We start from the raw sequence: 19,887 nt of genomic DNA, 5'->3' as shown, positions 1-19,887 counted from the left end.
GGGCGCAGTCGCCGCGCAGCTGCGCCAGCGACTCGGGGTCCGCGGGGGAGGGGCGCCGCAGGTGCGCCGGACGTGTGACGGGTTTCACGGACTTGGTCATGACCGCACCGTAGGCAGTGCGGGCGCCGCCGGGAAAGTCCTACCATTGGGTAGTTTCGGCGTGTGGGGCGTTCCGGGGTGACCGGGTAGCGTTGCCCTCCGTCCGTCCCACCCCACCGCCTTCCGCAGGAGCAGACCCGCCGTGCGAATCGCAGTCACCGGCTCCATCGCCACCGACCACCTGATGACCTTCCCCGGCCGCTTCGCCGACCAGTTGGTCGCCGACCAGCTGCACACGGTCTCCCTCTCCTTCCTCGTCGACCAGCTCGACGTCCGCCGCGGCGGTGTCGCCGCCAACATCTGCTTCGGCATGGGCCAGCTCGGCACCGCCCCGATCCTGGTCGGCGCCGCGGGCAACGACTTCGCCGAGTACCGGGCCTGGCTCGACCGGCACGGCGTGGACACCACCTCCGTCCACATCTCCGAGGTCCTGCACACCGCCCGCTTCGTGTGCACCACCGACGCCGACCACAACCAGATCGGCTCCTTCTACACCGGTGCCATGAGCGAGGCCCGGCTGATCGAGCTCCAGACCGTCGCCGAGCGCGTCGGCGGCCTCGACCTCGTCCTGATCGGCGCCGACGACCCCGAGGCGATGATCCGGCACACCGAGGAGTGCCGCACCCGGGGCATCCCCTTCGCCGCCGACTTCTCCCAGCAGATCGCCCGCATGGACGGCGACGCCATCCGCACCCTGATGGTCGACGCGGCCTACCTCTTCTCCAACGAGTACGAGAAGGGCCTCATCGAGTCGAAGACCGGCTGGACCGCGGACGAGATCCTCGCCAAGGTCGGCACCCGCGTCACCACCCTCGGCAGCAGCGGCGTCCGCATCGAGCGGGCCGGCGAGGCCCCCATCGAGGTCGGCTGCCCCGAGGAGGACGCCAAGGCCGACCCGACCGGCGTCGGCGACGCCTTCCGCGCCGGCTTCCTCTCCGGCCTGTCCTGGGGCGTCGGCCTGGAGCGCGCCGCCCAGGTCGGCTGCATGCTGGCCACCCTGGTCATCGAGACCGTCGGCACCCAGGAGTACGAGCTGCACCGCAGCCCCTTCATGGACCGCTTCACCAAGGCGTACGGCCACGAGGCGGCGGCGGAGATCCGCAGCCACCTGGTCTGAGCCGGACCCTCAGACGCGGCGCCGCACGACATACGCGGCGCCGCGCTCCGCGGGCTCCTCGCCCGCGTACTCCTGGCCGCGCATCCGGCACCACGCCGGGATGTCCCCCCGCGCCGCCTCGTCGTCGGACAGCACCGTCACCGTGCCGCCGACCGGGACCCGGTCGATCACCTTCGCCAGTTCGATCACCGGGACCGGGCAGCGCCGCCCGAGCGCGTCGACCACGAGGCCGCCTTCCGGGGCCTGTCGGTCCGGGCCGCCGCCCGGCGCCCGGAGCCGCTCGCGCACCGAGGCCACCGCCCGGGGCAGCACCTCCAGGAAGCGGTCCACGTCCGACTCCGGCGTCCCGTGCGGCAGGGAGATCCGCACATTGCCCTCGGACAGCACGCCCATTGCCCTGAGGACATGGCTCGGCGTCAGCGTGCTGGACGTACAGGACGATCCGGACGAAACGGAGAAGCCGGCCTCGTCGAGGGCGTGCAGCAACGCCTCCCCGTCGACGTACAGACAGGAGAAGGTGACCAGATGCGGCAGCCGCCGCACCGGATCGCCGACCACCTCCGTGTCCGGGACCAACCGCGGCACCTCACGGCGCACCCGGTCCACCAGCCCCCGCAGCCGCTCCGCCTCAAGGGCCGCACCGGCCCGCAGCGCCCGGAGCGAGGCCGCGGCCGCGACCACCCCCGGGAGGTTCCCGAAACCGGGGGAGCGGCCGGACTCCCGCTCGTCCAGCGGCCCCGGGGGAGCGAACCGCGTGCCCTTGCGGACCACCAGCAGCCCCACCCCCGGCGGTCCGCCCCACTTGTGCGCACTGGCCGCCAGCAGCGACCAGTCACCCGGCACCGGCCCCCACGGCAGCGACTGCGCCGCGTCCACCAGCAGTGGCACCCCCGCCTCCCGGCACAGCCCGGCCACCTCCTCGACCGGCTGCACGGTGCCCACCTCGTGGTTGGCGGACTGGAGGCACACCAGCGCGGTGTCCGGCGCCAGCGCCGCGGCCACCGCACCGGGGTCCACCCGGCCCGCCCGGTCCACCGCGATCCCCGCGGACGTGCCGCCGTCCGCCGTATGGGTCTTCGCCGCGTGCAGGACGGACGAGTGCTCGACCGCCGAATGCAGCAGCACCCGGCCGGCCCGCCGCCGTCCCGCCAGCGCGCCCAGCACCCCGGAGTGCACCGCATGCGTCCCCGATGGGGTGAAAACCAGCTCGTCGGGCCGGCAGCCGACCGCCTCCGCCGCGGCCTCCCGCGCGGCGTCCAGGAGCAGGCGGGCACGCCGCCCCTCGCGGTGGAGACGGGCGGGGTCGGCCCAGCCCTCGTCGAGCGAGGCGAGCAGCGCCTCGCGGGCGACCGGGTGCAGGGGGAGGGAGGACGCGGCGTCGAAGTAGGGCACGCACGAGACGGTAGAGGACTCCCGCGCTTCCCGGGGAGGGCCGACCGGGCCGCGCCGGATGCGGGACCGGCCGTCCGGCGGGCCCGCGCCCGGCCCCGTGCGGGGCGTCAGAACCCCGGCGGAACGGGGCGATCCGGGTCCGGGGGGCCGCCCGGTGACCGGCCCGTTCCACCCCTTCGGGGAGTGACGCGCCGCGTTGGGCACCCTCCCCGCGCGACCCCAAATAGCGTCCAGTAGGGTTTGGTCCGCATAAACATCCAAACCCCTGCCCGTGCAAGGGCCGGCGACCGACCAGCGAGACGGCCGCAGCCGGTCTCGCGGGCGAGACTCTCGGGAAGGCGCTACGTGAGTCCCAACGGCTCCGACCGCTCGTCGCGGCGCCCGATGCGGCGGAAGCTGCCGCAGGTGCTTGCTGCGGGCCTGGTCCTGGCGACCGCGACCGGTTGCACATACAAGGACTTTCCCCGCCTCGGCATGCCGACGCCCGTCACCGACGAGGCGCCGCGGATCCTCTCCCTTTGGCAGGGCTCCTGGGCCGCCGCCCTCGTAACGGGCGTGCTGGTCTGGGGACTGATCATCTGGAGTGTGATCTTCCACCGCCGCAAGCGGACCAAGGTGGAGGTCCCCGCGCAGACGCGGTACAACATGCCGATCGAGGCGTTGTACACCATCGTCCCGTTCATCATCATCGCGGTGCTCTTCTATTTCACCGCCCGCGACGAGAGTGAACTCCTCAAGACCTCGAAGAAGCCCGACCACGTGATCAACGTCGTCGGCTTCCAGTGGAGCTGGGCGTTCAACTACCTGGAGAACGTCGACGGCAACCCCTCGAACTCGAACATCGACTCCGAGGCCCTCTCCGCGATCCCGGACCGGATGAAGAAGGCCGTTCCCGCGGGCGCCGAGGGCGTCTACGAGACCGGTACCCCCGGCGAGCGGACCCCCGGCAACCCCAGCCCCGGCCCCACGCTGTGGCTGCCGAAGGGTGAGACGGTCCAGTTCGTCCTGACCTCGCGTGACGTCATCCACTCCTTCTGGGTGGTGCCGTTCCTCATGAAGCAGGACGTCATCCCGGGCCACACCAACGTCTTCGAGGTGACCCCCAACAAGGAGGGCATCTTCATGGGTAAGTGCGCCGAGCTCTGCGGCGTCGACCACTCCCGGATGCTCTTCAACGTCAAGGTCGTTTCCCCCGAGGAATACCGGAAGCACCTGAAGGACTTGGCTGCCAAGGGCCAGACCGGCTACCTGCCGGCGGGCATCAAGCAGACGGATCACGCCAGGAACGCGGAGACCAAGAACAAGTGAGCATCCTCAATCAACCTCAGGGTGCCGCAGCCGCCGCAGCAGACTCGGTAGAGAACGAGCTGCCGGTGCGACCGAAGCGGCCCGGTAATTCCGTGGTCAAGTGGCTGACGACCACCGACCACAAGACCATCGGCACGATGTACCTGGTCACGTCGTTCGTCTTCTTCTGCATCGGCGGCCTGATGGCGCTCCTCATGCGCGCCGAGCTGGCCCGTCCCGGCATGCAGATCATGTCGAACGAGCAGTTCAACCAGGCGTTCACGATGCACGGCACGATCATGCTGCTGATGTTCGCGACGCCGCTGTTCGCCGGCTTCGCGAACTGGATCATGCCGCTCCAGATCGGCGCGCCCGACGTGGCGTTCCCGCGGCTGAACATGTTCGCCTACTGGCTCTACCTGTTCGGCTCGATCATCGCGGTGGCGGGCTTCCTCACCCCGCAGGGTGCGGCCGACTTCGGTTGGTTCGCCTACGCGCCGCTGTCGGACGCGATCCACTCGCCGGGCATCGGCGGTGACATGTGGATCATGGGTCTGGCCTTCTCCGGCTTCGGCACCATCCTCGGTTCCGTCAACTTCATCACCACGATCATCTGCATGCGCGCCCCGGGCATGACGATGTTCCGCATGCCGATCTTCACCTGGAACGTGCTGCTGACCGGTCTTCTGGTCCTGCTCGCCTTCCCGGTGCTGGCGGCCGCGCTGTTCGCCCTGGAGGCGGACCGCAAGTTCGGCAGCCACGTCTTCGACGCGGCCAACGGCGGCGCCCTGCTGTGGCAGCACCTCTTCTGGTTCTTCGGCCACCCCGAGGTGTACATCATCGCCCTGCCGTTCTTCGGCATCATCTCCGAGGTCATCCCGGTCTTCTCCCGGAAGCCGATGTTCGGTTACATCGGCCTGATCGCCGCGACGATCTCCATCGCCGGCCTCTCGGTGACGGTGTGGGCGCACCACATGTACGTCACCGGCGGTGTACTGCTGCCGTTCTTCTCCTTCATGACGTTCCTCATCGCCGTCCCGACCGGCGTGAAGTTCTTCAACTGGATCGGCACGATGTGGAAGGGCTCGCTGTCCTTCGAGACCCCGATGCTCTGGGCCATCGGCTTCCTGATCACCTTCACCTTCGGTGGTCTGACCGGTGTCATCCTGGCGTCGCCCCCGATGGACTTCCACGTCTCCGACTCGTACTTCGTCGTGGCGCACTTCCACTACGTGATCTTCGGTACGGTCGTCTTCGCGATGTTCTCCGGCTTCCACTTCTGGTGGCCGAAGTTCACCGGCAAGATGCTCGACGAGCGCCTCGGCAAGATCACGTTCTGGACGCTGTTCGTCGGCTTCCACGGCACGTTCCTCGTCCAGCACTGGCTCGGTGCCGAGGGCATGCCCCGCCGCTACGCGGACTACCTCGCCGCCGACGGCTTCACGATGCTGAACACCGTCTCGACGATCGCCTCGTTCCTGCTGGGCCTGTCGATCCTTCCGTTCTTCTACAACATCTGGAAGACCGCGAAGTACGGCAAGAAGATCGAGGTCGACGACCCCTGGGGCTACGGCCGCTCCCTGGAGTGGGCCACGTCCTGCCCGCCGCCGCGGCACAACTTCCTCACCCTGCCGCGCATCCGCTCGGAATCCCCGGCGTTCGACCTGCACCACCCGGAGATCGCCGCGCTCGACGCCCTTGAGAACGGCCACGGCCCGGCGAACGACAAGGCCCTCGCCGGCGGCAAGGAGGCGGGCAAGTGAAGATCCAGGGCAAGATGTTCATTTGGCTCTCCGTCTTCATCCTCGTCATGGCGATCGTCTATGGCGTGTGGTCGAAGGAGCCGGTGGGCACCACCGCGCTGTTCCTGTCCTTCGGACTGTGCATCATGATCGGCTACTACCTGGCCTTCACGGCCCGGCGGGTCGACGCGGGCGCACAGGACAACGAGAACGCAGAGGTCGCCGACGACGCCGGTGAGCTGGGCTTCTTCAGCCCGCACAGCTGGCAGCCGCTCGCCCTCGCGGTCGGTGGCGCGCTCGCCTTCATGGGCGTCGTCTTCGGCTGGTGGCTGCTCTACTTCTCGGCGCCGGTCATCCTCTTCGGCCTCTTCGGATGGGTCTTCGAGTACTACCACGGCGAGAACCGCACGCAGTAACCACGGAGCACTCCGTACGGACGGGCCCGGACACCCCAACTGGTGTCCGGGCCCGACCCGTTTGCAGTCATCCAGCGCGCCGCTCCGGGCGTGTCTCCATATTTTTGGTACATGAGCCACAGCCCTCGAACCCGGACGGTGCTGAGCTGCGGCCTCCTGCTCGTGCCCCTCGCGGTGAGCGCCACCGCCTGCGGGGGCTCGTCGCCGGACCCGCTCTCCGCAAACCCCTACGACGCCGCCGACCAGATCAAGGCGAACATCCCGGACGGCAAGCGGAAGGCGGACCCCGACAAACCGCTGGAGGTCACCGTCACGGACGACGACGTACGGATGACCGACGTGACCGCCACCGACGCCTCCGGCCGCTTGCTGCGCGGCGAGCTGACCGCCGACGGCAGGCACTGGCGCACCACCGTCCCCCTGGCGGCCGGCACCCGCTACACGGTGCAGGTCAGCACCGAGGACGAGGACGGCGACCCCGGACGCAGGACCCTCCACGTCGACACCGCGGGCGGCGGCGACCGCCTCCAGGTCGTCTTCGGCCCCAAGAGCGGCGAGTACGGCGTGGGCCAGCCCGTCACCGCCGAGCTGAGCCGGAAAATAGACGACCCCGCGCAGCGCACCGTGGTCGAGAGCGCCCTCAAGGTGGACTCCAGCCCCCGCGTGGAGGGCTCCTGGTACTGGGTGGACGGCAAGACCCTGCACTTCCGCCCCAAGGACTACTGGCCCGCCCACGCGACCATCGCCGTCCACAGCAACCTCGAAGGGCTGAAGATCTCCAAGGACCTCTACGGAGGCCCCGCCAAGCCCGTCCGGCTCTCCACCGGCGACAAGATCGTGGCGGTCACCGACGCCGCCGCCCACCGGATGACGGTCTCCCGCAACGACGAGGAGATCAACACCATCCCCGTCACGATGGGGAAGCCCGGCTACGACACCCGCAACGGCATCAAGGTCATCCTCGGCAAGGAGAGCTTCGTCCGGATGACCAGCGGCAGCATCGGCATACCCGACGGCAGCTCAGAGTCGTACGACCTGCCGGTCTACTGGGCGACCCGTGTCACCCGCAGCGGTGAGTACCTGCACGCCGCGCCCTGGTCCGTGGGACTCCAGGGCAGGATCAACAACAGCCACGGCTGCACCGGCATGTCCACCCCCAACGCGCGGTGGTTCTTCAACAACGTCCGCGTCGGCGACATCGTCGAGGTGGTCAACAGCGGCGGCGCCATGATGACGCCGTTCGACAACGGCTTCGGCGACTGGAACATGCCCTGGCACAAGTGGCGCGAGGGCAGCGCGCTGAAGTCCTCCGGCACCACGGGCGCCGCCGCGCCGGACCACGAGGGCGACGGCGGCTCCCGCCTGCGCCCGGAGCTGTGAGCGGCCCCCGGCGCCGTCCCCGGGCCCCTCAGGCGTCCGCGAGCAGCCGGGTGCGCAGCAGCGACGCCAGGGAACCGGCGCACTCCACCGGGTCCAGCGGATGGGTCACCACCGCGTCCGCCCGGCTCCAGGTGGCCAGCCAGGCGTCCTGCGGGCGGCCGATCAGCAGCAGCACCGGCGGGCACCGGTAGATCTCGTCCTTGATCTGGCGGCAGACGCCCATCCCGCCGGCCGGCGCCGTCTCGCCGTCCAGGACGCAGGCGTCGACGCCGCCCTGGTCCAGGGCCTCCAGCACGGCCGGCACGGTGGCGCACTCCAGGATCTCGACCTGCGGGACGTCGGCGGCGGGGCGCCGGCCGACCGCCAGCCGCACCTGTTCGCGGGTGCGGGCGTTGTCGCTGTAGACCAGCACCGTGGCAGTCGCCTGCATCGTTCCTCCACACTTCGTAGCGGCAGGGCTTCGGGTGGGGCCGTGGCACGGCGTTCCCACCGCGGGTAGCGCTCGGATGCTACTCCCGGGGCGGGTGCGCGGAGGAGGGGCGGGACCGGACCAAGATCTGTCCGACGGCGTGTCAGCGGGGGCCCCAAGGGCCCTTGCGGCACGGCCGCCGACGGCGCCTCCCCCCTTCGGGGGACCGCCCGAACGGCTCGGGGGGAGCAGGGCACACGCCCTTGACACACCGAACGGGACCCCCGGAGTGAGGGCGGGATAAGCGACCGACATAATGTCGGTCGTGGCGACAGCAACGACAGTAGAAACCGGGCACGCGCACCCGTCGGTCAATCGACCGAATCTCACCAGCGTCGGAACCATCATCTGGCTGAGTTCCGAGCTGATGTTCTTCGCGGCCCTCTTCGCGATGTACTTCACCCTTCGATCGGTGACCGGTGCCGAGTATTGGAAGGAAGCCTCCGATGCGCTGAACCTCCCGTTCTCCGCGACGAACACCACGATCCTGGTGCTCAGCTCGCTGACCTGCCAGCTCGGCGTGTTCGCGGCCGAGCGCGGCGACGTCAAGAAGCTGCGTTCCTGGTTCGTGATCACGTTCATCATGGGCGCGATCTTCATCGGTGGACAGATCTTCGAGTACACCGAGCTGGTCAAGGAGGAGGGTCTCTCGCTCTCCTCCGGTCCGTACGGATCGGTGTTCTACCTGACCACCGGCTTCCACGGCCTGCACGTGACGGGCGGCCTGATCGCCTTCCTCATGGTCCTGGGCAGGACGTACGCGGCCAAGAGGTTCACCCACGAACAGGCCACCGCTGCCATCGTCGTGTCCTACTACTGGCACTTCGTCGATGTCGTCTGGATCGGCCTCTTCGCCACGATCTATCTGATCCGGTGACGGTCGTACCGACCCGCACCGCAGACATCAGACAGACATAGCCAAAGCATCGACGCAGAAGATCCTGACACCGGGGTAATCCGTGAAAAAGCTCTCCGCACGACGGCGCCATCCGCTGGCGGCGCTCGTCGTCCTACTCTTCGCGCTGGCGGTCACTGGGGGGCTGTACGCCGCGTTCGCGCCGGCGGACAAGGCTCAGGCCGATGACACCGCCCAGTCTCTTGCCATCAAGGAGGGCAAGAAGCTCTACGCCGTCGGTTGTGCAAGCTGCCACGGCACCGGCGGTCAGGGCACCTCCGACGGCCCGAGCCTGGTCGGCGTGGGCGCCGCCGCCGTCGACTTCCAGGTCGGCACCGGCCGGATGCCGGCGCAGCAGCCCGGCGCCCAGGTGCCGCGGAAGAAGAACATCTACAGCCAGACCGAGATCAACCAGCTCGCGGCGTACGTCGCGTCCCTGGGTGCGGGCCCGGCCGTTCCGACGAAGGACCAGTTCAGCCCCGACGGTGCCGACATCGGCAAGGGTGGCGAGCTGTTCCGTACCAACTGCGCGCAGTGCCACAACTTCGTCGGCAAGGGCGGTGCCCTGAGCAACGGCAAGTTCGCACCGCAGCTCGACGGCGTGGACCCGAAGCACATCTACGAGGCCATGCAGACCGGCCCGCAGAACATGCCGTCCTTCGGTGACGGCAGCCTCTCTCCGGAGAACAAGAAGGACATCGTCGCGTACCTGGGCGCCGTCAACGGCGACAAGACCCCGAGCCCCGGCGGCCTCGACCTCGGCGGACTCGGTCCGGTCACCGAGGGCCTCTTCGGCTACATCTTCGGCCTGGGCGCGCTGATCGTGGTCGCCATCTGGGTCGCAGCCCGGACTACGAAGGCCAAGAAGTCATGAGTGAGACTGGACGACACGCAGACGTGCCAGAAGAAAAGCTTCCCGATGAGCGCCACGGCGTTCACGGCGACGAGGTGGCGAAGGCCGACAACCCCTTCGCCGACCCGGGGCTGCCGCCCCACGAGCACCGCATCCAGGACATCGACGAGAAGGCCGCCCGGCGCTCCGAGCGCGTCGTGGCCTACCTCTTCCTCCTGTCGATGCTGGCGACGGTGGCGTTCATCGCCTCGTATGTGATCTTCCCGGTCGACAAGATCGTTTACATCTGGCCGCTCGGGCACATCAGCGCGCTGAACTTCTCCCTCGGCCTGACGCTGGGCATCGCCCTCTTCGCCATCGGTGCCGGCGCGGTCCACTGGGCCCGCACGCTGATGTCGGACGAGGAGCACGCCGACGACCGTCACCCGATCGAGGCCCCGCCCGAGGTCAAGGCCAAGGTCCTGGCGGACTTCAAGCAGGGCGCCAAGGAGTCCGGCTTCGGCCGCCGCAAGCTGATCCGCAACACGATGTTCGGCGCGCTGGCCCTGGTGCCGCTCTCCGGCGTCGTCCTGCTGCGTGACCTCGGGCCGCTGCCCGAGAAGAAGCTGCGCGGCACCGGCTGGAAGAAGGGCGTGCGCCTGGTCAACCAGGCCACCAGCCAGCCGCTGCGTCCCGAGGACATCGCGGTGGGCTCCCTGACGTTCGCCATGCCCGAGGGCCTGGACGAGCACTCCGAGGAGTTCAACACCAGGATCGCCAAGGACGCCCTGATGCTGGTGCGCATCGAGCCGCGCAACATCAAGGACAAGCAGGAACTGGCCTGGTCGCACGAGGGCATCGTGGCGTACTCGAAGATCTGCACCCACGTGGGTTGCCCGATCAGCCTGTACGAGCAGCAGACGCACCACGTCCTGTGCCCCTGCCACCAGTCCACCTTCGACCTCTCCGACGGTGGCCGCGTGATCTTCGGTCCGGCCGGACACGCCCTGCCGCAGCTGCACATCACGGTGAAGGACGGCTACCTCGAAGCCGTCAGCGACTTCGCGGAGCCCGTCGGCCCGAGCTTCTGGGAGCGCGGATGAGTAACGAATCGACCGCGACCGCGACGCGTCGCGGCCAGGCACCGCGCGGCGAACGGATCGCCGACTGGGCGGACGGCCGGCTGGGCATCTACAGCCTCGCCAAGGCCAACATGCGCAAGATCTTCCCGGACCACTGGTCCTTCATGCTGGGTGAGGTCGCGCTCTACAGCTTCATCATCATCATCCTGACCGGTGTCTACCTGACGCTGTTCTTCCACCCGAGCATGGCCGAGGTGACCTACCACGGGTCCTACGTGCCGATGCACGGGGTCAGGATGACCCAGGCGTTCGAGTCGACGCTGCACATCAGCTTCGACATCCGCGGTGGTCTGCTGATCCGGCAGATCCACCACTGGGCGGCGCTGATCTTCCTGGCCGCGATGATGGTCCACATGATGCGGGTGTTCTTCACCGGAGCGTTCCGCAAGCCGCGCGAGGTCAACTGGCTGTTCGGCTTCCTGCTGCTGTTCCTGGGCATGTTCACCGGCTTCACCGGCTACTCGCTCCCCGACGACCTGCTCTCCGGCACCGGTGTGCGGTTCCTTGAGGGGGCGGTCCTGTCGGTGCCGCTGATCGGTACCTACCTGCAGATGTTCATCTTCGGCGGCGAGTTCCCGGGGCACGACATCATCCCGCGGTTCTTCACCGTCCACGTGCTGCTGCTGCCGGGCATCATGCTCGGCCTGCTGGTGGCGCACCTGATCCTGGTCTTCTACCACAAGCACACGCAGTTCCCGGGTGCCGGCAAGACCAACAACAACGTCGTCGGCATGCCGCTGCTGCCGGTGTACATGGCCAAGGCCGGAGGCTTCTTCTTCCTGGTCTTCGGTGTCATCTCGGTCATCGCGGCCCTGGTGAGCATCAACCCGGTGTGGGCGATCGGCCCCTACCGGCCGGACCAGGTGTCCACGGGCGCCCAGCCCGACTGGTACATGGGCTTCGCCGAGGGTCTGGTCCGCGCCATGCCGGGCTGGGAGTGGGACTTCTGGGGTCACACCCTGAACTTCGGGGTGTTCGTCCCGATCGTCCTCTTCCCGCTGGTCCTGTTCGCCATCGCGGTCTACCCGTTCGTCGAGGGCTGGGTGCGCGGTGACAAGCGCGAGCACCACATCCTGGACCGCCCGCGCAACGCCCCGACCCGCACCGCCTTCGGTGTGGCCTGGCTGGTCGCGTACTTCGTGATGCTGATCGGCGGCGGCAACGACCTGTGGGCGACGCACTTCCACCTGTCGATCAACGCCATCACCTGGTTCGTCCGGATCGCGTTCTTCGCCGGCCCGGTGATCGCCTTCATCGTCACCAAGCGCATCTGCCTGGGTCTCCAGCGCCGCGACCGGGACAAGGTCCTGCACGGCCGCGAGTCCGGCATCATCAAGCGCCTGCCGCACGGTGAGTTCATCGAGGTCCACGAGCCGCTCAGCCAGGAGCAGCTGCACACGCTGACCCAGCACGAGCAGCCCGCGCCCCTGGAGCTCGGCCCGGAGGTCGACGAGAACGGCGTCAAGCGCAAGATCAAGCGCTCGGAGAAGCTGCGTGCCAAGCTCTCGCAGAGCCTCTACGGCGAGAACAACGTCATTCCGAAGCCCACGGCGGAGGAGTACAAGGAGATCACCAGCGGCCACGGCCACCACTGATCCGCAGCACGCCGTGTAAGACACGGCGGTAGGCAACGCCACCCGAGGGCCCTGTCCGGCGACCGGACAGGGCCCTTCGGCATGCCCGCGGGTCGATAGGGTTTGAGTGCACACACGAAGACGACCAGGAGCGTGGACCATGAACGTGGTGACCCCGGAAGGCGGCGGCAGCGTGGCGGCCCGCACCTGGCCGGACATCCTGAACACCCTGCTCACGGGCCAGGACCTCACCGCCGACGACACCGCCTGGGCGATGGACCGGATCATGCGCGGCGAGGCCACCGACGTGCAGATCGCCGGTTTCGCGGTGGCGCTGCGCGCCAAGGGCGAGAGCGTCGCGGAGATCTCCGGCATGGTCCGGGCGATGTACGCGCACGCCCGGCTGATCGACGTACCGGGCCCCAGCGTCGACATCGTCGGCACCGGCGGCGACGGCGCCCGCACCGTCAACATCTCCACGATGTCCTCGATCGTGGTGGCAGGCACCGGCGCCAAGGTCGTCAAGCACGGCAACCGCGCCGCGTCCTCCGCCAGCGGCGCCTCCGACGTGCTGGAGAAGCTGGGCGTCAACCTCGACCTGCCGCCGCGCCGGGTCGCCGAGATGGCGCAGGAGGCCGGGATCACCTTCTGCTTCGCGGTGAAGTTCCACCCCTCGCTGCGGCACGTCGCCACCGCCCGCAGCGAGCTGGGCGTCCGTACCCCGTTCAATGTGCTCGGCCCGCTCACCAACCCGGCGCGGGTCGGCGCCCAGGCGACCGGTGTCGCCGACGCCCGGATGGCGCCGATCCTGGCCGGGGTGCTGGCCGAGCGCGGGACGTCCGCGCTGGTCTTCCGCGGGGACGACGGGCTGGACGAGCTGACGACGACGGCGACGTCGCGGGTGTGGATCGTGCGGGACGGCACGGTCCGCGCCGAGGCGTTCGACCCGCGGGACGTCGGCATCGCGCTGGTGCCGGTCGAGGCGCTGCGCGGCGCGGACGCGTCGTACAACGCCGATGTGGCGCGGCGGCTGCTGGACGGGGAGCGGGGCCCGGTGCGCGAGGCGGTGCTGCTGAACTCCGCGGCGGCGCTGGTCGCCCTCGACCCGGTGGACGCGCCGCTGACCGAGCAGATCCGGGCCGGCATGGAGCGGGCCGCCGAGTCCATCGACTCCGGTGCCGCGCGCCGGGTGCTGGAGCGCTGGGTGGCGGCCAGCAACGCCTGAGCGCCGCACGCGCCAGGGCGGGGCCCGGTCCGGTTGATCTCATCAGCCGGACCGGGCCTTGCGCCGTCAGGGGCGTATGGCATGATGCTCGGCAGGTCACGAGTGACAGCGACACAGGCCCCGGCCCGCTGTCCGGCAACCCTCCTTCCGTGGCGGGGTGCCCCGGGTGATGACCGGGCCGCAGGCAGCGAGGTCTGCGGCAAGCGCGGATCCCTCGCCAGGGATCCTGGTCCTTGAGGGAGTTCTTCCGTGACGCAGCGAATGCGATAGGGCCGTACGGCCCCTTCCCCGGTTCTCCGGTCTTTTTCCACCTCTTTCTTCTGCCTTTTCCGCCGCGGGATCGCGCGCCCTTTTCCGGTGCCCCGCGCGGGGAATTCGCCTGCCTCTCACGGGAGTTCGCCATGCCTGTTTCCGCCGTTGCCGCCGACCGCTCCGTGTGCGCGCCGCTGCCCGTCCTGGGACGCGATGTCCTGGTCCCGCTGGTGACCGGCGGCGAGATCGGCTACGCGGCGCTCGACCACGCCGCCAGCGCCCCCGCGCTCCAGCGGGTCTGGGACGACGTGGCGGCCTACGCGCCGTACTACGGCAGTGTGCACCGCGGCGCCGGGCACCTCTCGCAGCTGTCCACCGACCTGTTCGAGAACAGCCGCCGCACCGTCGCGGAGTTCCTCGGCTGCCGCCCCGGCGACCAGGTGGTCTTCACCCGCTCCACCACCGACTCGCTCAACCTGCTGGCCGCCGTGCTGCCGCCGCGCACCCGGGTGTTCGTCTTCGAGACCGAGCACCACGCCTCGCTGCTGCCGTGGGAGCGGCGCGCCGACACCGAGGTGACCTACCTCGACGCGCCCCGTACGCCCCAGGAGGCGGTGGACACCCTGGAGAAGGCGCTCGCCGGGCGCGAGCCCTACGGCCCCGCCCTGGTCTGTGTGACCGGCGCGTCGAACGTGACCGGTGAGCTGTGGCCGGTGCGGGAACTGGCCGCCGCCGCGCACGCCCACGGCGCGCGGATCGTGGTGGACGCCGCCCAGTTGGCCCCGCACCACCCCGTCGACCTCACCGCACTGGACGCCGACTGGGTGGCCTTCTCCGGCCACAAGCTGTACGCGCCGTTCGGCTCCGGGGTGCTGGCCGGCCGCCCGGACTGGCTCCGGGACGCCGCACCGTACCTGGCCGGCGGCGGCGCCAGCCGGACCGTCGCGCGCCGCGCCGACGGCGGGGTGGACGTCGCCTGGCACACCACCGAGGCCCGGCACGAGGCCGGTTCGCCCAATGTCATCGGCGCCCACGCCATCGCCTCGGCCTGCCGGGCACTGACCGAGGCGGGCTTCGACACCCTCGTAGCCCGCGAGCGGGAACTGATCGCGCGGGTGCGCCAGGGGCTGGCCGAGGTGCCCGAGGTGCGGGTGCTGTCCCTCTTCGGCGACGACGCGCCGCGGGTGGGGGTGCTCTCGTTCGTCGTCGAGGGCTGGAACAGCTCGCACTTCGCGGCCGCGCTGTCGGCGGAGTACGGCATCGGCGTCCGCGACGGCCTGTTCTGCGCGCACCCGCTGGTGCGCACCCTGCTGGGCGGCGGCTCCCAGGAGCCGGGGGAGTGCGGCGCGCCGGACGCCGCCCCCGGCGAGCGGTCGCTGAACGCCGTCCGGGTCAGCTTCGGCGCCGGGACGCCCGACGAGCACATCGAGCGGTTCCTGCGGGCGGTGCGGGAACTCGTCACGGACGGCGCGCGGTGGAACTACCGGACCGAGAACGGGCGTTGCGTCCCCGACACCGCGGCGTGACGGACGGGCGGCGGGGACGGACGGCCGTCCCCGCCCCCGGTCTCAGGCGTCCAACCCGATGGCGAACGCCGCCTCCAGGTCGTGCTGGGAGTAGGTGCGGAAGGCGATGTGCGTCTCGGTGGACGCGACACCGGGGATCTTGCTGATCCGGCCGGGGATGACATCGGCGAGGTCGTCGTGGCGGGCGACCCGCACCATCGCGATGAGGTCGTAGGCGCCGGTGACCGAGTAGACCTCGCTGACGCCCTCCAGCGCGGCGATCTGCTCGGCGATCTCCGGGATCTGGTCCACGCTGGTCTTGATGAGCACGATCGACGTGATCACTGCTGGCTCTCTTCCTCGGTCGCCTGTTCGTCCCCCCTGGTGGGCTCCACACTATCGCTCCGGTGGCGCAGCCAGGCGTACAGGAAGCCGAGGGTGAAGCCCACGACATGGGCGAGGTAGGCCACCCCGGGGCCGCTGGGGTCGCGCCGCGCCGCCAGCCACTGGAGCGCGAACCAGAACAGCAGCACCGCCCAGGCGGGGAAGCGCAGCGGCAGGAAGAAGAGGAACGGGAAGACGCTGGTCACCCGGGCCCGGGGGAAGAGGTAGAGGAACGCGCCCAGCACCGCGGAGACCGCCCCGGAGGCGCCCACCAGTGTTTCGCCGGAGCCGGCGTGCGCCGCGGCGTAACCCAGCAGTGCGAGATAGCCGGTGGCCAGGTAGAACACGGTGAACGACAGCCGCCCCATGCGTGCCTCGGCCATCCCGCCGAAGACATGGAGGAAGAGCATGTTGCCGAGCAGGTGCAGCCAGCTGCCGTGCACGAACAGCGCGGTCAGCGGGGTGAGCAGGGCGGCGGCCGACCCGCCCCACAGGTCGCGCGGGATCACGCCCCACCGCTCGAAGTAGGCGCTCTGGGCCGCCAGCAGCGCCTCCCCCGTCCCGTGCACCGGCAGACCGGAGGCCGGGCCGAGGACGAAGAGGAGGCAGCACAGGGCGATCAGGGCGTTCGTCACCCCGCAGAACACCGCGGCCACCGCCCGCAGCGGGCGGCGGGCGCGGCTGGGGGCCGCCGGGTCGGAGCGGCGGGGGAAGGGCGTGGGCGCCGGCATGAAGTGATCATGGCGTAATGGGGGCAATCGGGACAGAGTGCCTCGCCGTGGCCCGCCTGCCGGGCGCGCCCGCGCCGCCCGCTGTCAGGTCGTAGGGTTACAGGCAGTACGTTGCGTACTTCCGCAGTCCGACGAAGCACCGCGAGAAACCGCACGTCCCCGCAGAGATCACGCAGACGAAAGAGGACCACACGATGGCTGTTCCCCTGCCGACGAGCGAGACGCGGTGGCGCTGCACGCTGTGTGGCAATCTCACCCGGTTCGACGTCACCCGGACGTCCAAGGTCGTGGAGTACGTGCACCTCGACCTGGCCGGGGAACCGAAGGTCGAGGAGCGCGAGGTCCTCGACGAGAGCGTCGAGTCCGTGCGCTGCCGCTGGTGCAACGCGGTCGACCAGGTCGAACTGGTGGACCGGCCGGACGCCGACGCCTGAGATCGGAGCGAGTCGACCGTGGTGGAAGGTCCTGGAGCGAAGCCGGGGACGGAGCGTGGCGACGCCCCCGGCCGGACGGCCGGCGACATGCTCGACCGTCCGCTGCCCGAGGGCGTACGGCGCCGTGTCGTGGCGCTCACCGCGGAGGCCTTCGGCGGCCTGACCGTGCCGGAACTGCCGCCCCCGCTGCGGCAGTACGCCCGGTTCACGCCCAACCGCCGGGCCAAGTTCGCCGGGAACGCGATGGCCGCGGCGCTGGAGAGCGACGCGGTCTTCCGGCAGCGGATCGCCGCCCGCGTCCGCGAGACCCAGCCGGAGCTGACCGAGGCCCTGGAGAAGGGCGCCCCGCCGGCCGCCGCCGACCCCCTCGACGTCGCCGCGGCGGCGTACGTCCTGCGCCCCGACGGCTGGGGCGAGGTCGTCGCCGCGGCCGGTGAGGAGGCGCAGCGCGCCCACGCCGAGCGGGTCGGCGAGGAGGTCGAACGGGAGCTGGCCCGGTTGCGGGAGGAACTGGTCCAGACGCGGACGCAGGCCCGCGCCGAGGCCGACCGGGTGCGCGCCGACCTGGAGGCGCTGCGCAAGGAGAACGAGTCGCTGCACCGGAAGTTGCGCAGCGCGCAGAGCGATGTGCGGCGCGGCGCCGCGGCGGCCCGCAAGTCCGAGGCCGCGCTGGAGTCCGAGCGCTCCCGCGCGGCGGCCGAGAAGACCGCGGCGGACAGCGAGGTGCGCCGCCTCAAGGCGCGGGTCGCGGAGGCCGAGGCCGCCCTGGAGGCCAGCCGCAGGTCCGCGCGCGAGGGCCGCAGCGTCGAGGACATGCGGGTACGCCTGCTGCTGGACACCGTCCTGGGCGCGGCGCAGGGCCTGCGCCGGGAACTGGCGCTGCCGCCGGCCGGCGCCCGCCCCGCCGACACCGTCGAGGCGGTGACGCCCGGCCGGATGACGCCCAAGGACATCGCCACCCGCGCCCTGTCGGAGACCGACCCGGCGCTGCTGGACCAGCTGCTCGCACTGCCGCAGGCGCATCTGGTGGTCGACGGCTACAACGTCACCAAGACCGGCTATCCGACGATGCCGCTGGACAAGCAGCGGCTGCGGCTGCTGGGCGGCCTCGCCGTGCTCGCCGCCCAGACGGGCGCCGAGATGACCTGCGTCTTCGACGGTGCGGAGCTGGCCGCCCCGGTGCTGCTCGCGCCGCCGCGCGGGGTGCGGGTGCTGTTCAGCAAGCCGGGGGTGACCGCCGACGAGTTGATCCGCCAGCTGGTGCGGGCCGAGCCGCCGGGCCGTCCGGTGGTGGTGGTCTCCACCGACCGCGAGGTGGCCGACGGCGTCGCCAGGGCCGGGGCGCGGCCGGTGGCATCGGCGCTGCTGCTCAAGCGACTTGCCCGTACCTGACGGCGCGTCGGGCGGGACGGGTGTTCGTACCGGAGCGTCAGAGCCCCGTCACTGCCCGTGTGATGTTGGTAAAGGATGGGGCGGCCGGTGAGATTTTTGCCGCGAGGATTTGAAGGGATCACAACCCGGTCACTAATGTCGGGCCTCGAACCTTCATGCAGATGATCATCCAGCCGGGATGAACAGTGAAGGAACCGCCGAATCCGCTGTGTTCAGGCGGAGCCGGGGCAACCAGCACCCCCCACTTCCCGGTAGGCGGCCGGAGGAAGAAGGAGCTCGCCCCCGTGGCGTCCCACCGTCGACCCAAGCAGCCGAGCCGCACCCGAGTGACCGTGCTCACGGCGACCGCCGCCGCGGCCGTCGCCCTCTCGTCCCAGGCCGCGCAAGCCGACCCGAAGCCGTCCAAGCAGGATGTCAAGGCCGAGGTCGACAAGCTCTACGAGCAGGCCGAGGTGGCCACCGAGAAGTACAACGGCGTCAAGGAGGACCAGGACAAGCTCCAGAAGGAGGTCTCCGCCCTCCAGGACAAGGTCGCCCGCGGCCAGGAGGAGCTGAACCAGCTCCGCAAGGGCCTGGGCGCCGTCGCCTCCAGCCAGTACCGCAACGGCGGCATCGACCCCGCCGTCCAGCTGTTCCTCTCCGGCGACCCCGACACCTACCTCGAAAAGGCCGCCACCCTCGACCAGCTGACGGGCAAGCAGGCCGAACAGCTCAAGACCATCGCCGACAAGCAGCGCCGCCTCGCCCAGGAGCGCACCGAGGCCGCGGGCAAGATCCAGGACCTGACGTCCACCCGCAAGGCGCTCGGCGAGAAGAAGGACGAGATCCAGGGCAAGCTCCGCAAGGCCCAGGAACTGCTCAACAGCCTCTCGGCCAAGGAGCGCGAGGAGATCCAGCAGAAGGAGGAGCGCGCCAACCGCAGCAACGAGCGCGCCGACCTCGGCAACGACGCCCCCGAGTCGGGCCGCGCCGGCGGTGCCCTCGGCGCCGCCCAGTCGAAGATCGGCTCGCCGTACGTCTGGGGCGCCATGGGGCCCTCGTCCTTCGACTGCTCGGGCCTGACGTTCTGGGCGTACAAGCAGGCCGGCCAGACGCTGCCGCGCAAGTCCGAGGACCAGGCCAACGCCGGCACCCGGATCGGTCTCGGCCAGCTCAAGCCCGGCGACCTCGTGCTGTTCTACAGCGATCTGCACCACGTCGGCCTCTACGCGGGCAACGGCCAGGTGCTGCACGCCCCGAAGCCGGGCGCCGCGGTCCGCTACGAGCCGATCGGCAACATGCCGTTCCAGTTCGGCGTCCGCGTCTGACCCCTACGGTCCGTGTCGACGGCACGACCGGAACCGTCGCCCGAACGGGCGAATTGCGGCGCGGACCGCTGACTTCCCGCCCCGCCGGTGACCTGCGCAGTCACCGGCGGGGCGGCTTTTTGCGTACCTTTGCCGGTCGTTGGCCGTAGCGTGGTCGCGCGGTTACTGTCTGCCGTCGCAGCCGCCGGTCACCGTCCGCCCGCCCGGGCGGCAGGGGCTGCACAGGGAAGGGAGTTGCGGCCCACGTGGTGTCCCCTCGCCGTACCGCGCAGCCTGGCCCGGTCACCCGCACCGGCACCGCCGTCCTGTACG

The 19,887-nt window shown here is 70.3% G+C and carries 18 protein-coding genes and 1 riboswitch; of the genes, 14 read left to right on the top strand and 4 right to left on the bottom strand.

Annotated features, from left to right (window positions below):
- The first annotated feature begins 241 nt into the window (after window positions 1-241).
- Window positions 242-1,216, top strand: coding sequence for a carbohydrate kinase family protein (locus AC51EU_RS14660; protein ID WP_496267342.1), 975 nt, complete (start codon window positions 242-244; stop codon window positions 1,214-1,216).
- Window positions 1,217-1,225: 9 nt separating this feature from the next.
- On the opposite strand, the gene AC51EU_RS14655 is transcribed toward AC51EU_RS14660, so the two are convergent.
- Window positions 1,226-2,608 carry a cysteine desulfurase/sulfurtransferase TusA family protein gene (locus tag AC51EU_RS14655; protein WP_496267341.1) on the bottom strand — a complete coding sequence of 461 codons (1,383 nt, stop codon included), beginning with the start codon at window positions 2,606-2,608 and terminating at the stop codon, window positions 1,226-1,228.
- Between the two features lie 345 nt (window positions 2,609-2,953).
- Between AC51EU_RS14655 and ctaC the strand changes: the two genes are divergently transcribed.
- The 4 genes from ctaC to AC51EU_RS14635 all read left to right on the top strand — a co-directional run bounded on the left by ctaC (window position 2,954) and on the right by AC51EU_RS14635 (window position 7,433).
- Entirely contained in the window at window positions 2,954-3,916 is a 963-nt protein-coding gene (ctaC, locus tag AC51EU_RS14650; protein ID WP_496267340.1) for an aa3-type cytochrome oxidase subunit II, read from the top strand.
- Window positions 3,913-5,658, top strand: coding sequence for an aa3-type cytochrome oxidase subunit I (ctaD, locus tag AC51EU_RS14645; RefSeq protein WP_496267339.1), 1,746 nt, complete (start codon window positions 3,913-3,915; stop codon window positions 5,656-5,658). Before ctaC ends, ctaD begins: the two co-directional genes overlap by 4 nt.
- The gene (locus AC51EU_RS14640) at window positions 5,655-6,053 is read left to right on the top strand and encodes a cytochrome c oxidase subunit 4 (RefSeq protein ID WP_496267338.1); all 399 of its coding nucleotides are present in this window, start codon (window positions 5,655-5,657) and stop codon (window positions 6,051-6,053) included. Before ctaD ends, AC51EU_RS14640 begins: the two co-directional genes overlap by 4 nt.
- A gap of 111 nt (window positions 6,054-6,164) precedes the next feature.
- The gene (locus tag AC51EU_RS14635) at window positions 6,165-7,433 is read left to right on the top strand and encodes a L,D-transpeptidase (protein WP_496267337.1); all 1,269 of its coding nucleotides are present in this window, start codon (window positions 6,165-6,167) and stop codon (window positions 7,431-7,433) included.
- A gap of 28 nt (window positions 7,434-7,461) precedes the next feature.
- Here the strand turns inward: AC51EU_RS14635 and AC51EU_RS14630 are convergent, their stop codons facing one another.
- Window positions 7,462-7,863, bottom strand: a complete 402-nt coding sequence (locus AC51EU_RS14630) for a response regulator transcription factor (RefSeq protein ID WP_496267336.1) — start codon at window positions 7,861-7,863, stop codon at window positions 7,462-7,464.
- A 295-nt stretch (window positions 7,864-8,158) separates the two neighbouring features.
- On the opposite strand from AC51EU_RS14630, the gene ctaE reads away from it, so the two are divergent.
- The 6 genes from ctaE (at window position 8,159) to AC51EU_RS14600 (ending at window position 15,348) form a co-directional block, all read left to right on the top strand.
- Complete coding sequence (ctaE, locus tag AC51EU_RS14625; RefSeq protein ID WP_496267335.1) at window positions 8,159-8,779, top strand: aa3-type cytochrome oxidase subunit III; 621 nt, start codon at window positions 8,159-8,161, stop codon at window positions 8,777-8,779.
- 82 nt (window positions 8,780-8,861) lie between these two features.
- Complete coding sequence (gene qcrC / locus AC51EU_RS14620; RefSeq protein WP_496267334.1) at window positions 8,862-9,671, top strand: cytochrome bc1 complex diheme cytochrome c subunit; 810 nt, start codon at window positions 8,862-8,864, stop codon at window positions 9,669-9,671.
- On the top strand, window positions 9,668-10,732 hold the full coding sequence (qcrA, locus tag AC51EU_RS14615) for a cytochrome bc1 complex Rieske iron-sulfur subunit (protein ID WP_496267333.1): 1,065 nt from the start codon (window positions 9,668-9,670) through the stop codon (window positions 10,730-10,732). Before qcrC ends, qcrA begins: the two co-directional genes overlap by 4 nt.
- Window positions 10,729-12,366 (top strand): cytochrome bc1 complex cytochrome b subunit, encoded by a 1,638-nt coding sequence (gene qcrB, locus AC51EU_RS14610; RefSeq protein WP_496267332.1) that lies wholly within the window; start codon window positions 10,729-10,731, stop codon window positions 12,364-12,366. Before qcrA ends, qcrB begins: the two co-directional genes overlap by 4 nt.
- Before the next feature lie 139 nt (window positions 12,367-12,505).
- The gene (trpD, locus tag AC51EU_RS14605) at window positions 12,506-13,570 is read left to right on the top strand and encodes an anthranilate phosphoribosyltransferase (RefSeq protein ID WP_496267331.1); all 1,065 of its coding nucleotides are present in this window, start codon (window positions 12,506-12,508) and stop codon (window positions 13,568-13,570) included.
- Window positions 13,571-13,664: 94 nt separating this feature from the next.
- Window positions 13,665-13,782, top strand: a riboswitch (SAM riboswitch).
- A gap of 189 nt (window positions 13,783-13,971) precedes the next feature.
- Window positions 13,972-15,348, top strand: coding sequence for an aminotransferase class V-fold PLP-dependent enzyme (locus tag AC51EU_RS14600; RefSeq protein WP_496267330.1), 1,377 nt, complete (start codon window positions 13,972-13,974; stop codon window positions 15,346-15,348).
- 42 nt (window positions 15,349-15,390) lie between these two features.
- On the opposite strand, the gene AC51EU_RS14595 is transcribed toward AC51EU_RS14600, so the two are convergent.
- Window positions 15,391-15,672 (bottom strand): Lrp/AsnC family transcriptional regulator, encoded by a 282-nt coding sequence (locus AC51EU_RS14595; RefSeq protein WP_496267329.1) that lies wholly within the window; start codon window positions 15,670-15,672, stop codon window positions 15,391-15,393.
- Window positions 15,669-16,346, bottom strand: a complete 678-nt coding sequence (locus tag AC51EU_RS14590; RefSeq protein ID WP_496267344.1) for a rhomboid family intramembrane serine protease — start codon at window positions 16,344-16,346, stop codon at window positions 15,669-15,671. Before AC51EU_RS14590 ends, AC51EU_RS14595 begins: the two co-directional genes overlap by 4 nt.
- Before the next feature lie 290 nt (window positions 16,347-16,636).
- Between AC51EU_RS14590 and AC51EU_RS14585 the strand changes: the two genes are divergently transcribed.
- The 3 genes from AC51EU_RS14585 to AC51EU_RS14575 all read left to right on the top strand — a co-directional run bounded on the left by AC51EU_RS14585 (window position 16,637) and on the right by AC51EU_RS14575 (window position 19,575).
- The gene (locus tag AC51EU_RS14585; protein WP_496267328.1) at window positions 16,637-16,876 is read left to right on the top strand and encodes a hypothetical protein; all 240 of its coding nucleotides are present in this window, start codon (window positions 16,637-16,639) and stop codon (window positions 16,874-16,876) included.
- Between the two features lie 87 nt (window positions 16,877-16,963).
- A complete protein-coding gene (locus AC51EU_RS14580) occupies window positions 16,964-18,268 on the top strand; it encodes an NYN domain-containing protein (protein ID WP_496267343.1) in 1,305 nt (434 codons plus the stop codon).
- Window positions 18,269-18,552: 284 nt separating this feature from the next.
- Window positions 18,553-19,575, top strand: coding sequence for a C40 family peptidase (locus AC51EU_RS14575; RefSeq protein WP_496267327.1), 1,023 nt, complete (start codon window positions 18,553-18,555; stop codon window positions 19,573-19,575).
- The last annotated feature ends 312 nt before the right edge of the window (window positions 19,576-19,887 follow it).

It is taken from the genome of Candidatus Streptomyces philanthi, assembly GCF_059553635.1.
Note: the sequence above shows the minus strand (reverse complement) of the source record. Positions and strands in the feature narration are given on the sequence as shown.

Excerpts from the sequence above, each read along its gene's own strand:
- AC51EU_RS14580 (WP_496267343.1), top strand. The coding sequence starts at position 16,964 with ATGCTCGACCGTCCGCTGCCCGAGGGCGTACGGCGCCGTGTCGTGGCG.
- qcrB (WP_496267332.1), top strand. The coding sequence starts at position 10,729 with ATGAGTAACGAATCGACCGCGACCGCGACGCGTCGCGGCCAGGCACCG.
- AC51EU_RS14600 (WP_496267330.1), top strand. The coding sequence starts at position 13,972 with ATGCCTGTTTCCGCCGTTGCCGCCGACCGCTCCGTGTGCGCGCCGCTG.
- AC51EU_RS14635 (WP_496267337.1), top strand. The coding sequence starts at position 6,165 with ATGAGCCACAGCCCTCGAACCCGGACGGTGCTGAGCTGCGGCCTCCTG.
- AC51EU_RS14630 (WP_496267336.1), bottom strand. The coding sequence starts at position 7,863 with ATGCAGGCGACTGCCACGGTGCTGGTCTACAGCGACAACGCCCGCACC.
- qcrA (WP_496267333.1), top strand. The coding sequence starts at position 9,668 with ATGAGTGAGACTGGACGACACGCAGACGTGCCAGAAGAAAAGCTTCCC.
- trpD (WP_496267331.1), top strand. The coding sequence starts at position 12,506 with ATGAACGTGGTGACCCCGGAAGGCGGCGGCAGCGTGGCGGCCCGCACC.
- ctaE (WP_496267335.1), top strand. The coding sequence starts at position 8,159 with ATGTCGGTCGTGGCGACAGCAACGACAGTAGAAACCGGGCACGCGCAC.
- AC51EU_RS14585 (WP_496267328.1), top strand. The coding sequence starts at position 16,637 with ATGGCTGTTCCCCTGCCGACGAGCGAGACGCGGTGGCGCTGCACGCTG.